Origin of the sequence: Halorientalis pallida, assembly GCF_004118325.1 — an archaeon.
GTDB classification, from domain to species: Archaea; Halobacteriota; Halobacteria; order Halobacteriales; family Haloarculaceae; genus Halorientalis; species Halorientalis pallida.
Genome location: NZ_RDFA01000006.1, coordinates 36,730 through 52,469 on the forward strand (window position 1 = coordinate 36,730; position 15,740 = coordinate 52,469).

The following is a 15,740-nucleotide window of genomic DNA, read 5'->3' on the forward strand; positions in this document are numbered from 1 at the left end:
TCAAGCCTCCGTAATCGCGTCGAGTACGGCGTCGGTGATCGACTCCAGTGCGAGCTCGTCGTCGACGACGCCGGTCTCGACGGCTCGTTTCGGCATGCCGTACACCGCCGAACTCGCTTCGTTCTGGGCGATGACGTGGCCGCCGGCTCGCGCGACGGCGCGGACGCCGTCGGCACCGTCGGTTCCCATGCCGGTCAGGATGACCGCCGCCATCGGGTCCGTGATACAGTCGGCGGCGGTACGCATCGTCACGTCGACGGCCGGACGAACACTGTTCTCCGGCGGAGCCTCCGTGAGCGCCACGCGGAGTCGCCCGCGTGCGTAATTTGTCACTTCCATGTGCTTGCCGCCCGCGGCGACCAGCGCCTCGCCGCCGCCGATGCGCGCGCCGTCGGTCGCCTCGCGTACGTCGTAGTCGCTGCGGCTGTCGAGGCGCTCGGCGAACCGACTCGTGAAGCCGTCGGGCATGTGCTGGACGATCAGCACACGCAGGTCCGCCGCCAGCGGCAACTCGGCCATGATCCGTTCGACGACCGTCGGGCCGCCGGTCGAGGAGCCGAGCAACAGCGTCGGGTTGTCCACGTACGCGGCCGGCTCCGCGACGGTACCGGTGTCGGTCCCCGTGGCCGAGCCCGCCGACGCGGTTTCGGCGGCCTCGACGGCCTCGGTGTAGGCCTCCTGGGGCGTGGTCGCGTCGGTGCCCGGACCGACGCGCACGTCGACCTCGGCGACCGACTGCACCATCTCGACCAACTGGTCCTCGAGGCGGGACATCTCCATCGAGACCTCGCCGCCGGGTTTGGTGAAGAAGTCGACCGCGCCCTTCTCCAGAGCCTCGAAGGTCACGTCGTCGTTCTCGTCGGTGTGGGCCGACAGCATGAGGACGGGCGTGGGGGTCGCGGTCATTATCTCCTCGACGGCCTCGATGCCGTTCATCTCGGGCATCTCCACGTCCATGGTCACCACGTCGGGCTCGTGTTCGCGGACGGCCCGGACGGCTTCGCGGCCGTTCCGTGCCTCCGCGACGACCTCGACGCCGCTCTCTTCGAGCATGTCGGAGATGACGCTCCGCATGAAGTGGGAGTCGTCGGTGACGACGGCCCGGGTCGCCCGCGCCATTCAGCTCCCTCCGTAGGAACCGGACGGCCGGTCGCGACGGGCTCGCGCGTCGCCGACGATCGCCGGTGCGTGCCACAGACGGTCCGTCCGCGTCGGGCGTTTCGGCATCCGTTAGTTCTGTCCCGGTGGTATCCGCGAGCAACCAATAAAGACACCGCCCCCGTAATCAAATGTGATAGCCCAGGGGGCAGTCTTAAGTCCGGATCCGCGTTCAGTTGGGAGTAGACCGACTCCGACGGTCGAATCTACTATGTCACAGGCGACACCGACGGACACCGCCGAGGCGACGGGGCAGGTACTGGAGTTCAAACTCGGGCCGGAGACGTACTGCGTCGACATCGATTACGTGACCGAGATCGTCGACGTGGGCGAGTTGACGGGGCTCCCGAACGCGCCCGACTACGTGAAAGGCGTGATGGACCTGCGCGGGCGCACGACGGCCATCGTCGACCCGAAGACGATCTTCGACATCGACGGGGCCGACGCCGACGCCCAGCGCATCATCGTGTTCGACCCCGAGATCATCGCCGACCGGAAGGCCGCCGGCTGGCTCGTCGACGAGGTCCACCAGGTCGTCAAACTCGACCCGGACACCATCGAGGAGGCGCCCGACAGCGGCCGCGAGGCGGTCCGGGGCGTGATCAACCACGAGGACGAAGACGAAGCGGGGTTCGTCATCTGGGTCGATCCACAGGCGGTCCACAAGTAGACCGGTCCGGCCGACGGACAGATACAGCCCCCAGCCCGCGTCTGTCCGCCATTCACGAGCAGTTAGAGAACAAGCTTTTTCTGCGCGGACGGCGGACCCTTTTTCAATTCGCGGCGTGTACCCCCCTCCAACAGAACATGATCGAGCTAACGAAGACGGGGATCGACGGACTCGACCAGATCCTCAACGGTGGGATCGTCAAGAACTCGACGACGCTGGTCAGCGGGAATCCGGGGGCCGGGAAGTCCATTCTGGGACTGCAGTACATCTACAACGGCGTCGAGCTGTTCGACGAGAAGGGGATCTACCTCTCCTTCGAGGAAAACGAGGAAGACATCCGTGAGGCCGCCGAGTCCATCGGCTTCGAGAACTGGGCCGACCACGTCGAGAACGGCGACATCAAGGTGTTCGACAAGCAGGTCCTGCTCCGGGAGAACGACTTCACCTCCTCACTGGACCTGTTGCTCGACGACATTCAGGACGAGGACTACCAGCGGATGGTGCTGGACTCGCTGACGATGTTCCAGCTCTTCTTCGAGAACGAACAGGAGAAACGGACCTACCTGCTGAAGTTCACAGACATCCTCCGGAAGAACGAACTGACGACGTTGATGACCAACGAACAGGGTGCGGTGTTCCCCGACACGGACATCGGCCTCGAGAACTACCTCACCGACGGGAACATCTACTTGATCCAGACCCCGACCGAGTCCGGTGTCAACCGCTACGTCTGGGTGGCGAAGATGCGCAAACAGAACATCGAGACCGACATCTTCCCGATGGAGATCGAACACGGCGGGATCACGGTCCACCAGAACGCCAGCGCGTTCTCGATGATGAGTGAGGACGAATCCCCCATCTGAGCCGCTCTAACTCTCGTTATTTGCATCGATAACGGGTGTAACCGGGTCCTGTTCGGTTACGAGGATCTGAAATTCGCGATTGCGGCCGGGGTATCGGGCCCGTTTCGATCCGTCGTTCGACCCGTCAATTTTATAATTGGGTAAATTCATTATCTGATAATCAATGCCACCTGCTGAGATTCTACGAACGCTTGGAAACAAGTACAGCGCCGAGATTCTGGAGGCGACCGACGAGCCCCAGTCGGCACAGGGGTTGAGCGAAGAACTCGACATTCCCATCGCCACCTGTTACCGCCGGATCGACGAGTTGACCGAGCACGACCTGCTCGAACTCCACGACAACATCCTCTCGGACGACCGCCGGCGGATCAAGGTCTACCGGCGAAACGTCGACGAGATCACGGTGGATTTCTCGGGGGAACTGTCAGTGGCCGTCGAGGAACGGTCGGAAGTCACCAACAAACTCGACGAGGCGTGGCGGACGCTCTCTGAGAGCTAATTTCACGTCTGGATTCGCTTGTGGAATCGGGGGGCGCTGCCGTCGTGCGGTTTTCGCCCGCCTGTAACGGGGAGTTATCAGCATAGATATTTTCAAGCGTGGATTTAAGGTGTGGGTCTGCCATCTCTTGTCGTAGGGACAGATCGTGATGACAGTAGAAATCCTCTATGCCGCTTCCACCCTGGTCTTCGTCGTGGCCGGGTTGACGATGGTTGGCATGGCCATACGCGCGTACGTACAAACGTCTCGACAAGCGATGTTGCATCTCTCGCTGGGCTTCTCGCTGGCCGTCGCCGGTGCCGCCGCGACGATGATCAGTGCGTTCATCAACGACTTCGAGGGGACGCGCTGGCTGTTGATGGTCAACAGCGGACTGACGACGTTCGGGTACCTGTTCGTCATGTACAGCCTCGTCACCTACGAGTGATCGCAGCTCCCGACACCCTCCACGCGACGAACCGCCCGACAGCGCGGACATTATCATCGATAAAATCGGGCGCGAAACTCGATTATCATCTGCAAATTCTCCAGACTGGCGTTACAAATCTCTGTAATCGCCAGGTAATCGGTTGTTTTCAGACTCGATAATTGGCAGGTCAGGTTTATTACCAAGACTTGATTCTGTCAGTGTAGAGTCCGGGTCGGCCGTACGGTCGCTCGGGCACAGGTAACATAGCCATGTTCGAGATATTCAGCAAAGACGAAGACCGAGGTCAGGTCGGTATCGGGACCCTCATCGTGTTCATCGCGATGGTTCTGGTCGCCGCGATCGCGGCGGGCGTCCTGATCAACACGGCCGGCTTCCTGCAGAGCCAGTCAGAAGAGACGGGGCAACAATCGAGTCAGCAGGTCACCAACCGCCTGGACATCGTCGCGAAGACCGGTGTCGTCACCAATGACGCACCCGACGACGTGACGATCGGCCAGGTCGACCTGACGGTGACGAAGGCACCCGGCGCACAGGACATCGACTTGGAGGACGTGACGATCCAGTGGATCTCCGACGCCAACACCTACGACATCGTCTCCCAGGACGCGGATACCAACGGTCAGGGTACGAACGACGGGGTGTTCACGATCACGGCAGTCAAGGACGAAGACGGATCCGCGACGATCGTGAACAGTCCGGACGACCGGATGCGGCTGACGCTGGACCTCTCCACGATCGGGACGAACAACGCCTTCCTCGCCGAGGGCGACTCCGTGACGCTCCGTATCGCCACCGAGGACGGCTCGGCCTCGACGGTGCGGCTCACTGTGCCCCAGTCGCTGAGCGGGCAGACGGCCGCTACGCTGTAACCCGGTCGCGCACTTTTCGTTTTCTTCACACCGCCCAGTGACCACTGAATCCACCGACGGAATTATTGCCGTCCGTCTCGGCAGGTCCTAGCATGCCTCCGGGCCCAGACGAGGAGCCGACCGGCGGCGACCCCGAAGAGGGGCCCGTCCTCTCACCAGAGGAACTCGATATCGCCGAAGACGAACGGGTCAAAGAACTCGACGACGGCCGCTACGTCGTCTCCTCGGGTGATCCCATCGCCGACACCGGGGCCGAACCCACCGGGCAGATCGAGGGCGAGACGACCACCGACCGGCCCGCGCCGCCCGAGGAGGACACCGAGCCCGAGCCGACGCCCGCGCCGTCGGCACCCGCCCCGCCCGAACCGGAACCGGAACCCGAACCCGAACCGGAGCTCACGGCACGGACGGTCCACGAGTGGCTCACAGAGGACCTCGAAGCCTCGAACTCCCGGTACGGGTTCGACATCACCGCGGCGTTCGACGGTGCCGTCTCCCAGCAACGGATGGTCTCGAACGACGTGGTCACCATCTTCGAGAGCCTCGTCATGTGGTACGCCCAGCAGATCGACCGAAACACGCCGGTCGAGGAGGTGCTTGGCATCCTCCTGATGGAAGCGAACGTCCCGATCCGGTACCCGCCCGACGCCATCGTCAGGACGCTCGAATCGACGGACCTCTCGCCGGAGGACTCCATCGCCGACCTGCTCGAGGAGATCCGCGAGGACGAGGGGTTCAAACTGTGACACCACCGCCGCCGGCCACTCATGGCTGACGGGTCGTTCCCGCTGGTCTCGCGGCTCCAGCTAGGCACCGTCGCCGTCGTTCTCGTCGTCCTCGTCCTCTCGGGACCCCTGGTCGGCGTCGTCGACCTCACGCCGGAATCCCGCGGTGCGGCCGAGCTCGGGGACGGCACGGCGAACGTCACCGTTACCGGCGACCCCGGCGCCGACCTCGCGATCACGTCCGGGCGGTTCGGCACGAACGTCTCCTATCTCCGCATCCCGCCGGCGGCCGTCGACGTGCACCACGTCGAGGAGCGACCGCGACTGCTGTACCTCGTCTCCGTCCCCGGGCTCGGCTTCGAGCGCTCCGTGACGGAGCCGCTGGACGAACGCGTCGACGGACGTGTCAATATCCCGATGTCGGATCGCGCGTTCGCCCACGTACGCGTCCGAAACGACAGCTACCGTGCGACCGTCGTCGTCCGGGTCCAGAGCTTCGAGGAGACCCGCACCGTCTACCGGCGAAACACGACCGTCCCGGTCCGCGAGTGACGCCCTGGTAATAGATCTGATACCGTCTTTGCCCCCACTCTCTGTACCTCACCCCGCGTGCGGAACGTCCACGTCACACCGTGTATCCCGTATTCAAACGCGATAATCTGACGGAAGGGTTTATCCCGATATTCGAAGTACGAAACGGTAACCATGTCAGAGGTACTGATCGCGGACGACTCGGAGTTCATGCGGAACCTGCTACGGGAGATTCTGGAGGAGGACCACCAGATCGTCGGCGAGGTCGAGAACGGCGTCGAAGCGGTCGAAGTGTACAAAGAACAGCGGCCGGATCTGGTCATGATGGACATCGTGATGCCCATCCGTGACGGGATCGAGGCGACCGACGAGATCAAGAACGGTGATCCGGAGGCGACGGTCATCATGTGTACGAGCGTCGGCCAGGAGGAGAAGATGAAAGAGGCGGTCAAGGCCGGTGCGGACGGCTACATCACCAAGCCCTTCCAGAAGCCCAGCGTGATCGAGGCGATCGAGGACGCAGTCGGGGCGTAGGATGGAAGTCGATATCCAGTCGCTCGAGACGTTCAACCAGCTCGCCTACGAGGGGTCCCAGCAAGCGACGGCCATGCTGGCCCAGATGACGGGCATCCAGGCCGACGTGGAGGTGACCAAGATCACCCTCATGGACCGGGACGACATCGGTGAAGAACTCGCCGGGCAGTCGTTCGTCGGCATCGGGTTCGACCTCGAGGGTGCGCTGGTCGGCGACACGACCCTGGTCTTCGAGGAAGCCTGCACCGGCCCCATCGTGGAGGCACTGCCCGGGGGCGCGGCCGGCGACGAGCTGGTCGAGTCTAGCGTCGAGGAGATCGGCAACATCATGATGAGCGGTTTCATCGACGGGTGGGCCGACTTCCTCGGGGCGACGATCGAACACTCGCCGCCACAGTACATCGAGGCGACCGGTGCTGACGTGCTCCCGGACGCCGACGATCCCAACGAGCAGGTGTTCGTGTTCAAGAGCCACATCGAGTGGCCCGGCGAGGACCTGCACTTCTACATCTACATGCTGCCGGCCTACGACCGGCTCACCGAGCTGATGGCCGACAGCGGGACCGGCGACGACGCCGTTCCGGTCGACAAACTCTCGATGTTCAACGAGATGACCAAGGAGGGGACCGCGACGGCGGCGGCCAACGTCACGCAGATGACCGGGATCGAGACCGACGCGGAGGTGACCCAGATCAGCTTCGCGCCCGTCGAGGACGTCCCCAAACAGGTCGACAACAAGGCCTACGTCGGGACGGCTGTCGAGTTCTCCGGGACCCCGAGTGGCTACCTGATGATCCTGTTCGACGAGGAGTCGGCGATGAACGTCGCGGAGGCGCTGATGCCGATGGAGCCCGACGGCGAGGGCTTCACCGACATGCACGAGAGTGCCATCGAGGAGATGGGTAACATCATGACCAGCGGGTTCATCGACGGCTGGGCGAACGTCCTGGAGACATCCGTCGACCACACGCCGCCCCGGGTCGTCCACGACATGGGGCGGGCGATCATCGACCCGCTGGCGGCCCAGGTCGGCCAGCACCAGGAACACGCGTTCATCATCGAGTCGCACATGCAGACGGACGATCTCGAATTCGGTTGTGAGATCCACGCGCTTCCCGACGACGCGGAACTCCGGCAGGCGCTCGACGATCTGGACGTCGCACGGAAAGACGAGACCGAACCCGACGTGGAACGGATCTTCGAATGAAAGTATACGACAGTAGCACGGGTACGGCGAGCAGTCCCGAACAGGAGCGGGTCAAGGTCGGCATCGCGGAGTACGAGGTGACGACCAGCGACGAAACGCTGACGACCAGCGGACTGGGCTCCTGCCTCGGCGTCGCACTGTACGACGACGCGGCTGGCGTCGCCGGCCTCGTCCACGTGATGCTCCCGTCGGCCGACGGCGTCGAGGACCCCAACGCCGCCAAGTACGCCGACACCGGTATCGAGACGCTCCTGCTGGAGATGGAGCGTGCGGGCGCGGACCGCGACCGAATCCGCGCGAAAGTCGCCGGCGGCAGCGACATGCTCGACTTCTCCGAGAACGGCTCGGGCATCGGCGTCCGGAACATGCAGCAGGTCGAGGCGACCCTCGACGACCTCGGCGTCCCCCTCGTCAGCGACGACGTCGGCGGCGATCACGGCCGCTCGCTCCGCCTCGACGGAGCTTCCGGCGACCTCATGGTCAAAAGCGCCAACAAGGGAAGCAAGACGATCTGAACCGTCCGACTCCACTTAAACGAACGAGGTTTCTATCGGTGATAATAGATCACGCGACAGCGGGAACGACCGCTATCGACTAGTGGTGGCTCTGAGACCCTATTTCACTCAATTCGTCCGAAATCTCCAGTTGAAGCGTCTGACGAGTATCACTCATGATACTATAAGCGACAGGTTGAAGGCCGTTAGGAGTGAATATTGACAGTGATGAGTAGTCTCGCCGCGGGCCCGGTCGGACTCGTGTTCGCCGCCGGCGTGGAGGGGCTGGTCCCGGAGGGACTGGCCCCGCTGGTGGCGCTCCTGGCCAGCGGCGTCGTCGGGATGAGTATCAAGAACGTCTTCGATTCGATACTCTCCGACGAGGACGAGGAGGGCGACCTCGGTGGCGACATGGGCGACGACGTGGGTGGGGACATGAGCGGCGACGGCGGCCTGATGGCCGAGGAGGGCGGTGACGACCTCGACGATCTGGGCGGCCTCGGCGGCGACGACGACCTCGGTGGCTTCGACGACGACGGCGACGGGTTCGGCGACATGGACGGTGGCGGCGGTGGCGGCCCAGCCACCGACGAGCTGGAGAACCGGTTGGACGAGCTGGAAAACGAAGTCGGCAGTCTCCAGTCCACGGTCAACACCGTCCGCAACGAGAACGAGCAGATCGGCGAGCAGGTCCAGGACCTCGACGAGAACATCAGGAAGTTGCTCGACATCTACGAGATGGTCACGCGCGGCGTCAACCCCTTCGCCGACGACATCCAGGCGGGCGCCGGTGGCGGCCTCGAGGACGGCAGTTTCGGCCTGTTCAGCGACGACGACGACGGCGGCGACGACGAGGAGATCGACGACGAGATCGCCAACGCCGACGCGGAGGGCTTTTTCGACGAAGACCTCGTCGAGGACGAGGGCGACGACGGTGTCGAGGACGTCGGTGACGACTTCGGCGGCGTCGGCGACGTCGTGGACGACGGTGACGGCGGCGACGGAGGTGACGATATGGGTGAGTTCGACGACGACTTCGGAGACATGGACGACTTCGACGACGGTGGCGACGACTTCGGAGACATGGACGACTTCGACGACGGTGGCGACGACTTCGACGACGGCGACGACGGCGGCGGTGACGGTGACGGCGGGAAGTCGTTCCAGGAACTCAAACAGGAGTACGAGTCCGGCGACGCCGACTGGGCCGAGGGCGATGAGCCCGAGGACGACGGCGACGACACGGACGACGAGCCCGTGGTCGAACCCGCCGACGACCTCGAAGACGACGGCGACGACTTCGACGAGTTCGACGACGGTGACGACGGCTTCGACGACCTCGAAGACGGCTTCGACGACGGGGACATGGACGGCGACGTCGTGGAGTCCACGGACGTCGACGACGTCCTCCCGTCCGCTGGCGACGACGACGGCGACGACGAGGACGCCGGCGCCGACGCGGGCGGTGCGATGGCCGTCGAGGCCGACCCGGAGATGGAGCCGGAACCGGAGACGGAGTCGGAACTCGACGCCGAACCGCAGCCCGAACCCGAACCCGAACCGGAGATCAGTTCGGAACCGGAGTCCGAACCCGAGCCGGAACCCGCCGCGGTGGCCGGGGCTACCGGGACGGACCAGGCGAGTGCGGCCGAGACGGACGGGAGCACGACGGACGACGGGCCGGGGAAGCCGTACCTGCGGGCGCTTCCGGACGGGTACGCGGCCGATCTGATCGTCATGGAGTGGCTGGAGTATCTCGTCGCGGAGTCGGACGTGCGCGCGACGGCCGAAGCCATCCAGTACTACGAGCGGATCGACTGGCTCAGCGAGCCGGTCGCCGGGGAGTTGCGGTCGTTCCTGTCGGGCTACGACGGCGGCGGGTCGGGTGGATCGCTGACGATCGATCACCACACCCAGAGTCTCCGCTACATCAGCCAACTGGGCGAGGACGCCGCCGACGGGGCGGCCACGCGACTGTTGGCCCGTGGAGGTGGTGGTGATGGGCTTCAGCGTTAGCGGCTCGGCGGCGATCATCTTCGCCGGGATGTTCGTCGGCTTCGGCATCCTCTACGGCGCCGTCTCGGACAGCCACGAGCGCGTCACCGACGCACAGGACGCCCGGACCGACGACGCCCTGGAGACGGAAAACACGGCGATCAACGTCACGTCGGCCGGGTACACCGGCACTACCGACCGGCTCACGGTGCTGGTCGAGAACACCGGGGCGACCGCAGTCGGGCTCAACACGACGGACTTCCTGATCGAGAACGAGTACGTGACCGACTGGCGGGCAGCGGCGACCGTCGACGGACAGGACGACACGCACCTCTGGTTGCCGGGTGAACGGCTCAACATCACGATCCGGACGAGCGAGGTGCCGGCACGGGTCACCGTCGTCACCGGCAACGGCGTCGCCCGGACGGAGGAGGTGAACTGAGATGGGCGTCAGCGTGACCTCGTCGTTCGCCGTGATCGTCGTCGGTGCGTTCCTGGCCTTCGGCGTGTTCTACAGCGCCTCGGCCAACTCCTTCGAACGGGTTCGGGAGGCGAGCGACGGGCAAAACGAGCGCTTCGACCGCGTGCAGGAGACTGCGATCACCGTCACCGCGGCCGACGTGATCGACACGACGCCCTGTACCGTCCGGGTCAACCTCACCAACGACGGGGAGACCGGACTGGCGCTCGACGACACGGACGTGCTGGTCGACGGCGTCTACCGGACGGGCTGGCAGACGGACACGCGCGTCGACGGCGACGAGAACACCACGAACTGGTTCCCGGCCGAACGCCTGTCGCTCAACGTCTCCGTCGACGGGACGCCCGAACGCGTCAAGATCGTCACCGACACGGGCGTCGCGGGCACCCGGGCGATCACGGGGGGGTCAACATGTTGACGGAGGTGCGTGACTGATGGCGAGCGTCTCGGTGTCGCACATGATCCTGTTCATCGCCTCCATCGTGATCGCCGCGAGCGTCGCCGGCGTGTTCACCGACAGCATCAGCCAGGTGAGCCAGGCCATCGACGACCGCGGACTATCGGTCAGTGAGAACGTCCGCACCGACATCGAAGTGATCAGCGACAGCGGCTCGGCCGCCGTCTACGACGAGACGACGGAGAACATCACCATCTACGTCAAGAACACGGGCTCACGGGAGTTACGATCCGAGTCCGAAGCCATCGACGTGCTGGTCGACGGGCAGTACGAGACCGACGTGACGGTGACGCTGCTCGACGGGGCCGACGGCTGGGGCCCTGGCGACGTCGTCCGGATGGAGATCAGTCCGAACGACGGCGGCGGGCTCTCGGCCGGTGACCACCGCGTGAAGGTCATCGTCAACGAGGACGAGGAGGTGTTCAGATTCCGCATATGAGTATCGCAACACAAGATCTCTACTCGCTCGGCCTGACGGATCACGACCGGCTCAACAAAGAACTCGGCGGCGGCATCCCGCCCGGCAGTATCGTCCTCGTCGAGGGCGACTACGGGGCCGGGAAGAGTGCCATGAGCCAGCGGTTCACCTACGGGCTCTGTGAGGAGGGTCACTCGGTGACGATGCTGTCGACCGAACTCACCGTCGGCAGCTTCCTCGATCAGATGCACTCGCTGAGCTACGACATGGTGGATCACCTCCTCCAGGAGAACTGCCTGTTCCTCCACGCCGACATCGGCGACACGAACACGCTGACCGGCGGTGAGGAAGAAGAGGGCGACCGCAAGGAACTGCTCAAGCGCCTCATGGAAGCCGAAGTGATGTGGGGGACCGACGTGATCATCATCGACACGTTCGATTCGATCCTCCGCAACGATCCGAAGTTCGAGGCGCTGGTCCGGCAGAACGAGGAACGCCAGGCCGCCCTGGAGATCATCGGCTTCTTCCGGGACGTGATCTCCCGGGGGAAGGTGATCGTCCTCACCGTCGACCCCTCGACGCTGGACGAGGAGGCCATCGGCCCGTTCCGCTCCATCGCGGACGTGTTCCTCGAACTCGAGATGGTCGAGGTCGGCAACGACGTGCGCCGGCAGATCTCGGTGAAACGGTTCGCCGGGATGGGTGAACAGGTCGGTGACTCCATCGGGTACTCCGTTCGCTCGGGGACCGGCATCGTGATCGAGAGCCGTAGTGTCGCATAACCATGACTGAACACGGAACCGCCCAACCGTCGGACGAACTCAGGCAGTACGCCGCCAGGCGGCGGCACCTCCAGGACCACCTGAAGAAGTTCAAGCAGATCACGGGCGAGTTCCCGATGTTCATCGACGAGGCCGACGGCGAGTACGAGACCGACCGGCCGAACGTCCTCTACCCGGTCGGCGGCCCCATCTTCGTCCACATCTACGGCGACGTGGGCCAGGACACGAAGTACTACGCCATCGAACCGGAACTCGACGAGACCGAATCGGTCGTCTACCAGAACGTCCGTGACAAACTCCTCCAGAAGTCGGTGACGAAGCCGGCCCCGACCGACGAGGCCGAGTACGACGACCGCATCGAGGAACTGCTCCAGGAGACGACCCGGATCAAAGACGAGGAAGACGCCGGCGTGATGAGCCGGCTCTCCTCGGTCGTCGACATGGGGAAAGTCGAGGTGTCCCGGGAGACATACGAGGACATCCGCTACATCCTCAACCGGGACATCGTCGGCCTCGGACCGCTGGAGCCGATCATGCGCGACCCGGCCAACGAGGACATTCACGTCATCGGTCCCCACGAGACCTACGTCGACCACGCGGTCTACAGCATGCTCGAAACGACGGTCGACTTCGGGGAACCCGAGGAGTTCGACCAGTGGCTGCGCAACATGGGCGAACGGATCGGCGACCCCGTCTCCGACTCCGACCCCATCGTCGACTCCACGCTCCCGGACGGGTCGCGTCTGAACCTCATCTACTCCGACGACGTGAGTCTCAAGGGGCCGAGCCTCACCATCCGCCAGGGCGACGAGACGCCGCTGTCGATGTTCCAGATCACGAAGTGGGGCACCCTCAGTCCGCGACTGGCCGCGTACCTCTGGCTCTGTCTCGAGAACGAGCAGACGGTGTTCGTCGTCGGGGAGACGGCGTCAGGGAAGACGACGACGCTGAACGCCGCGTTCGCGTTCATTCCCCGGGACGCCAAGATCTACACCGCAGAGGACACCGCCGAGGTCATCCCGCCACACGACACCTGGCAGCAGCTCCTCACGCGTGAAGGCGAGGAGGAAGGGACAGGGGTCGACATGTTCGATCTGGTCGCGGCCGCCCTGCGTTCCCGTCCCGACTACATCATCCTCGGTGAGGTTCGTGGGGCGGAGGGTCGGATGGCGTTCCAGGCGGCCCAGACCGGTCACCCCGTCATGCTGACCTTCCACGCGAGCGACATCGTCTCCATGATCCAGCGGTTCACCAGTGACCCGATCAACGTCCCGGAGACGTTCATGGACGTGGCCGACGTGGCACTGTTCCAGAACCGGGTCAAGCAGGGCGACGACGTGCTCCGTCGGGTGACCTCCGTCCAGGAGATCGAGGGCTACTCCAAGGAGATGGACGGGGTCGTCACCCGGCAGGCGTTCTACTGGGACCCCGTCGAGGACGAGATCGTCTTCCAGGGGATGAACAACTCCTACGTCCTCGAAGAGCAGATCGCGACCCTGCTGGGGTACGAGGACACCCGGAAGATCTACGACGACCTGGACTTCCGGGCGAAGATCATCGAGCGCGCCATCCAGGAGGGCGTGCTGGGGTACCACGAGGTCAACGAACTGATCGCCGACTTCCAGCGTGACGGGATCGAGGGCCTCCCCTTCGACATCCACCGCGAGACCTGACGATGGCATCGAAGGAATCCACAAGCACCGTCGAAGAAATCAGACTCTCGGTCGCCAGTGTCGCCGACGACCTGCTGGAATCGTACCAGCAGATGCACGTCCCGATGCGACGGTACATGCTGGTCATCCTGCTGCCGGCGACCGGCTTCATGCTCCTGACCGTCCTCGGCGCGCTCCTGATCAACGCCCCGACGTTCGTCCGGGTCCCGGTCCCCCTGCTGGGGCTCCTGCTGTTCGGTGCCGCTCTCTTCTATCCGAAGATCCTCCTCTCACAGGAGAAGAAGGCGCTGAACAACCGGCTCCACCTGGTGATCACGCACATGACCGTGCTGTCGACCACCCGTATCGACCGCATGGAAGTGTTCCGGGCGCTGGCCGAGGAAGAGGAGTACGGTGCCCTGGCCCGGGAGATGCGCCGGGTCGTCCAGCTGGTCGACACCTGGAACCAGAGCCTCGACGACGCGCTCCGCCGCCGCGCCAGGCAGGTCCCGAGCGACGCCCTCGCGGACTTTTTCGACCGCCTCGCCTACACCCTCGGGGCCGGCCAGCCCCTCGAGGACTTCCTCCTCTCCGAACAGGAGCAGGTGATGCAGAACTACGAGACCGTCTACACCGGCTCCCTCGAGAACCTGGAGGTCATGAAGGACCTCTACATGTCGATGATCCTCTCGATGACGTTCGCGCTGGTCTTCGCCGTCGTCCTCCCGATCCTGACCGGGACGGACCCGACGATGACCGTCAGCGCCGTCATTCTGCTGTTCATCTTCGTCCAGACGGGCTTTTATCTCGTGATCCGCACGATGGCACCCCACGACCCGCTGTGGTACCAGCCCGAGGAGATCACGACCGACCTCGACACGAAACTGATCGCCGTCTACGCCACCGGTATCTCCCTGACGCTCGTCCTCGCGTTCGTCTCGCTGGGTGGCCTGTTCGGTCTCAGCCCGATCACGCTGGAGATGCTCCTCCCGCTCTCGTCGGTCCCGCTGCCCCTCTACGTGGCCGTCCCGATGACGCCGCTTTTGATCCCCGGTATCTACGTCCGCCGCGTCGAGAAGTCGATCGCGGCCCGCGACGACGAGTTCCCATCCTTCATCCGCGCGCTCGGCGCCGCCGAAGGGGCGAAACAGTCGACCACCTCGATGGTCCTCTCGACGCTCCGGAAGAAGGACTTCGGCAACCTCACCGGGAACATCGACGACCTCTACAAGCGGCTGAACATGCGGATCGAGCCCTCTTCGGCCTGGCGGTACTTCACTGCCGACTGCCGGTCCTACCTGATCCAGAAGTTCTCCGAGATGTACCTCATCGGCCGGGAGATGGGTGGCTCGCCCAAACAGCTCGGTGAACTCATCTCCGAGAACATGAACGTCGTCCTCCAGTTGCGCCAGCGCCGTTCCCAGGCCGCGACGACGCTGATCGGCCTGCTGTACGGGATCTCCGCGGCCGCGACCTTCGCGTTCTTCATCGGCCTGCAGGTCGTCAACATCCTCGCCAGCATGAGCCTGGACCTGACGACTTCCTCGGAGTTCAACGTCAACTCCCTGATCAACACCAGCGTCTACAACATCCCGCTGATCGAGTTCCTACTGATCGTCGTCATCGTGTTCAACGCCCTGCTGTCCTCGCTGATGATCCGCGAGACCGACGGTGGCCACAAGCTCAACGCCTACATGCACTTCGTGATTCTCACCTGGCTCGGTGCCGTCATCGCCATCTTCACGAAGTCGATGGTGAGCTCGTTCCTGACCATCTAAATTTTTACTTCGTCGGGTCGCCGAAGGCGACCACTCCTCGCAAAAATTTAGTATAAAAACCACCCGGACGCGAGCCGGTGGCTCGCGTCCAGTGAACCGCGCTCGCTCCGCTCGCGCGGATGCTGGTGACTCCCGCGCCGCGACAACTACCGCGCACCACACCCTCCCCAGCCGATTCGCTCGGGCGTCCGCCCTCG

The 15,740-nt window shown here is 64.2% G+C and carries 18 protein-coding genes; 17 read left to right on the forward strand and 1 reads right to left on the reverse strand.

Annotation, left to right across the window (positions count from 1 at the left end):
- A complete protein-coding gene (gene cheB, locus EAF64_RS15785; RefSeq protein WP_129069956.1) occupies positions 1–1,119 on the reverse strand; it encodes a chemotaxis-specific protein-glutamate methyltransferase CheB in 1,119 nt (372 codons plus the stop codon).
- Between the two features lie 250 nt (positions 1,120–1,369).
- On the opposite strand from cheB, the gene EAF64_RS15790 reads away from it, so the two are divergent.
- The 17 genes from EAF64_RS15790 to flaJ all read left to right on the forward strand — a co-directional run bounded on the left by EAF64_RS15790 (position 1,370) and on the right by flaJ (position 15,543).
- The gene (locus tag EAF64_RS15790) at positions 1,370–1,828 is read left to right on the forward strand and encodes a chemotaxis protein CheW (protein ID WP_129069957.1); all 459 of its coding nucleotides are present in this window, start codon (positions 1,370–1,372) and stop codon (positions 1,826–1,828) included.
- Positions 1,829–1,965: 137 nt separating this feature from the next.
- Entirely contained in the window at positions 1,966–2,691 is a 726-nt protein-coding gene (locus EAF64_RS15795; protein WP_129069958.1) for an RAD55 family ATPase, read from the forward strand.
- Between the two features lie 163 nt (positions 2,692–2,854).
- The gene (locus tag EAF64_RS15800) at positions 2,855–3,190 is read left to right on the forward strand and encodes an ArsR/SmtB family transcription factor (protein WP_077206592.1); all 336 of its coding nucleotides are present in this window, start codon (positions 2,855–2,857) and stop codon (positions 3,188–3,190) included.
- A 148-nt stretch (positions 3,191–3,338) separates the two neighbouring features.
- Complete coding sequence (locus EAF64_RS15805; protein ID WP_129069959.1) at positions 3,339–3,617, forward strand: DUF7521 family protein; 279 nt, start codon at positions 3,339–3,341, stop codon at positions 3,615–3,617.
- Between the two features lie 251 nt (positions 3,618–3,868).
- Positions 3,869–4,489, forward strand: a complete 621-nt coding sequence (locus EAF64_RS15810) for an archaellin/type IV pilin N-terminal domain-containing protein (protein WP_129069960.1) — start codon at positions 3,869–3,871, stop codon at positions 4,487–4,489.
- 92 nt (positions 4,490–4,581) lie between these two features.
- On the forward strand, positions 4,582–5,235 hold the full coding sequence (locus EAF64_RS21105; protein ID WP_193767722.1) for a DUF7500 family protein: 654 nt from the start codon (positions 4,582–4,584) through the stop codon (positions 5,233–5,235).
- Positions 5,236–5,256: 21 nt separating this feature from the next.
- Positions 5,257–5,766, forward strand: coding sequence for a hypothetical protein (locus EAF64_RS15825; protein ID WP_129069962.1), 510 nt, complete (start codon positions 5,257–5,259; stop codon positions 5,764–5,766).
- A 153-nt stretch (positions 5,767–5,919) separates the two neighbouring features.
- A complete protein-coding gene (cheY, locus tag EAF64_RS15830; RefSeq protein ID WP_129069963.1) occupies positions 5,920–6,279 on the forward strand; it encodes a chemotaxis protein CheY in 360 nt (119 codons plus the stop codon).
- Position 6,280: 1 nt separating this feature from the next.
- The gene (locus EAF64_RS15835; protein WP_129069964.1) at positions 6,281–7,486 is read left to right on the forward strand and encodes a chemotaxis protein CheC; all 1,206 of its coding nucleotides are present in this window, start codon (positions 6,281–6,283) and stop codon (positions 7,484–7,486) included.
- A complete protein-coding gene (locus EAF64_RS15840) occupies positions 7,483–8,001 on the forward strand; it encodes a chemotaxis protein CheD (protein WP_129069965.1) in 519 nt (172 codons plus the stop codon). The genes EAF64_RS15835 and EAF64_RS15840 overlap by 4 nt, the downstream gene beginning before the upstream one ends.
- Before the next feature lie 207 nt (positions 8,002–8,208).
- Positions 8,209–9,996 carry a FlaD/FlaE family flagellar protein gene (locus EAF64_RS15845; protein WP_129069966.1) on the forward strand — a complete coding sequence of 596 codons (1,788 nt, stop codon included), beginning with the start codon at positions 8,209–8,211 and terminating at the stop codon, positions 9,994–9,996.
- Positions 9,980–10,417, forward strand: a complete 438-nt coding sequence (locus EAF64_RS15850) for a hypothetical protein (RefSeq protein WP_129069967.1) — start codon at positions 9,980–9,982, stop codon at positions 10,415–10,417. Before EAF64_RS15845 ends, EAF64_RS15850 begins: the two co-directional genes overlap by 17 nt.
- 1 nt (position 10,418) lies before the next feature.
- Positions 10,419–10,874, forward strand: a complete 456-nt coding sequence (locus tag EAF64_RS15855) for a hypothetical protein (RefSeq protein ID WP_129069968.1) — start codon at positions 10,419–10,421, stop codon at positions 10,872–10,874.
- Positions 10,875–10,890: 16 nt separating this feature from the next.
- Positions 10,891–11,352: a flagellar protein G gene (locus EAF64_RS15860; RefSeq protein ID WP_129069969.1), complete on the forward strand. Its 462-nt coding sequence runs from the start codon at positions 10,891–10,893 to the stop codon at positions 11,350–11,352.
- Positions 11,349–12,113 carry an ATPase domain-containing protein gene (locus EAF64_RS15865; protein WP_092690932.1) on the forward strand — a complete coding sequence of 255 codons (765 nt, stop codon included), beginning with the start codon at positions 11,349–11,351 and terminating at the stop codon, positions 12,111–12,113. Before EAF64_RS15860 ends, EAF64_RS15865 begins: the two co-directional genes overlap by 4 nt.
- Positions 12,114–12,115: 2 nt before the next feature.
- Complete coding sequence (locus tag EAF64_RS15870) at positions 12,116–13,786, forward strand: type II/IV secretion system ATPase subunit (RefSeq protein WP_129069970.1); 1,671 nt, start codon at positions 12,116–12,118, stop codon at positions 13,784–13,786.
- 2 nt (positions 13,787–13,788) lie between these two features.
- Positions 13,789–15,543, forward strand: a complete 1,755-nt coding sequence (gene flaJ, locus EAF64_RS15875) for an archaellar assembly protein FlaJ (protein ID WP_129069971.1) — start codon at positions 13,789–13,791, stop codon at positions 15,541–15,543.
- Positions 15,544–15,740: the final 197 nt, after the last annotated feature.

Coding starts and splice junctions, on each gene's coding strand:
- EAF64_RS15800 (WP_077206592.1), top strand. CDS start 2,855: ATGCCACCTGCTGAGATTCTACGAACGCTTGGAAACAAGTACAGCGCC.
- EAF64_RS15840 (WP_129069965.1), top strand. CDS start 7,483: ATGAAAGTATACGACAGTAGCACGGGTACGGCGAGCAGTCCCGAACAG.
- EAF64_RS15850 (WP_129069967.1), top strand. CDS start 9,980: ATGGGCTTCAGCGTTAGCGGCTCGGCGGCGATCATCTTCGCCGGGATG.
- EAF64_RS15845 (WP_129069966.1), top strand. CDS start 8,209: ATGAGTAGTCTCGCCGCGGGCCCGGTCGGACTCGTGTTCGCCGCCGGC.
- flaJ (WP_129069971.1), top strand. CDS start 13,789: ATGGCATCGAAGGAATCCACAAGCACCGTCGAAGAAATCAGACTCTCG.
- EAF64_RS15805 (WP_129069959.1), top strand. CDS start 3,339: ATGACAGTAGAAATCCTCTATGCCGCTTCCACCCTGGTCTTCGTCGTG.
- EAF64_RS15860 (WP_129069969.1), top strand. CDS start 10,891: ATGGCGAGCGTCTCGGTGTCGCACATGATCCTGTTCATCGCCTCCATC.
- EAF64_RS15870 (WP_129069970.1), top strand. CDS start 12,116: ATGACTGAACACGGAACCGCCCAACCGTCGGACGAACTCAGGCAGTAC.
- cheB (WP_129069956.1), bottom strand. CDS start 1,119: ATGGCGCGGGCGACCCGGGCCGTCGTCACCGACGACTCCCACTTCATG.
- EAF64_RS15855 (WP_129069968.1), top strand. CDS start 10,419: ATGGGCGTCAGCGTGACCTCGTCGTTCGCCGTGATCGTCGTCGGTGCG.
- EAF64_RS15795 (WP_129069958.1), top strand. CDS start 1,966: ATGATCGAGCTAACGAAGACGGGGATCGACGGACTCGACCAGATCCTC.
- EAF64_RS15790 (WP_129069957.1), top strand. CDS start 1,370: ATGTCACAGGCGACACCGACGGACACCGCCGAGGCGACGGGGCAGGTA.
- EAF64_RS21105 (WP_193767722.1), top strand. CDS start 4,582: ATGCCTCCGGGCCCAGACGAGGAGCCGACCGGCGGCGACCCCGAAGAG.
- EAF64_RS15835 (WP_129069964.1), top strand. CDS start 6,281: ATGGAAGTCGATATCCAGTCGCTCGAGACGTTCAACCAGCTCGCCTAC.
- EAF64_RS15810 (WP_129069960.1), top strand. CDS start 3,869: ATGTTCGAGATATTCAGCAAAGACGAAGACCGAGGTCAGGTCGGTATC.
- EAF64_RS15865 (WP_092690932.1), top strand. CDS start 11,349: ATGAGTATCGCAACACAAGATCTCTACTCGCTCGGCCTGACGGATCAC.
- cheY (WP_129069963.1), top strand. CDS start 5,920: ATGTCAGAGGTACTGATCGCGGACGACTCGGAGTTCATGCGGAACCTG.
- EAF64_RS15825 (WP_129069962.1), top strand. CDS start 5,257: ATGGCTGACGGGTCGTTCCCGCTGGTCTCGCGGCTCCAGCTAGGCACC.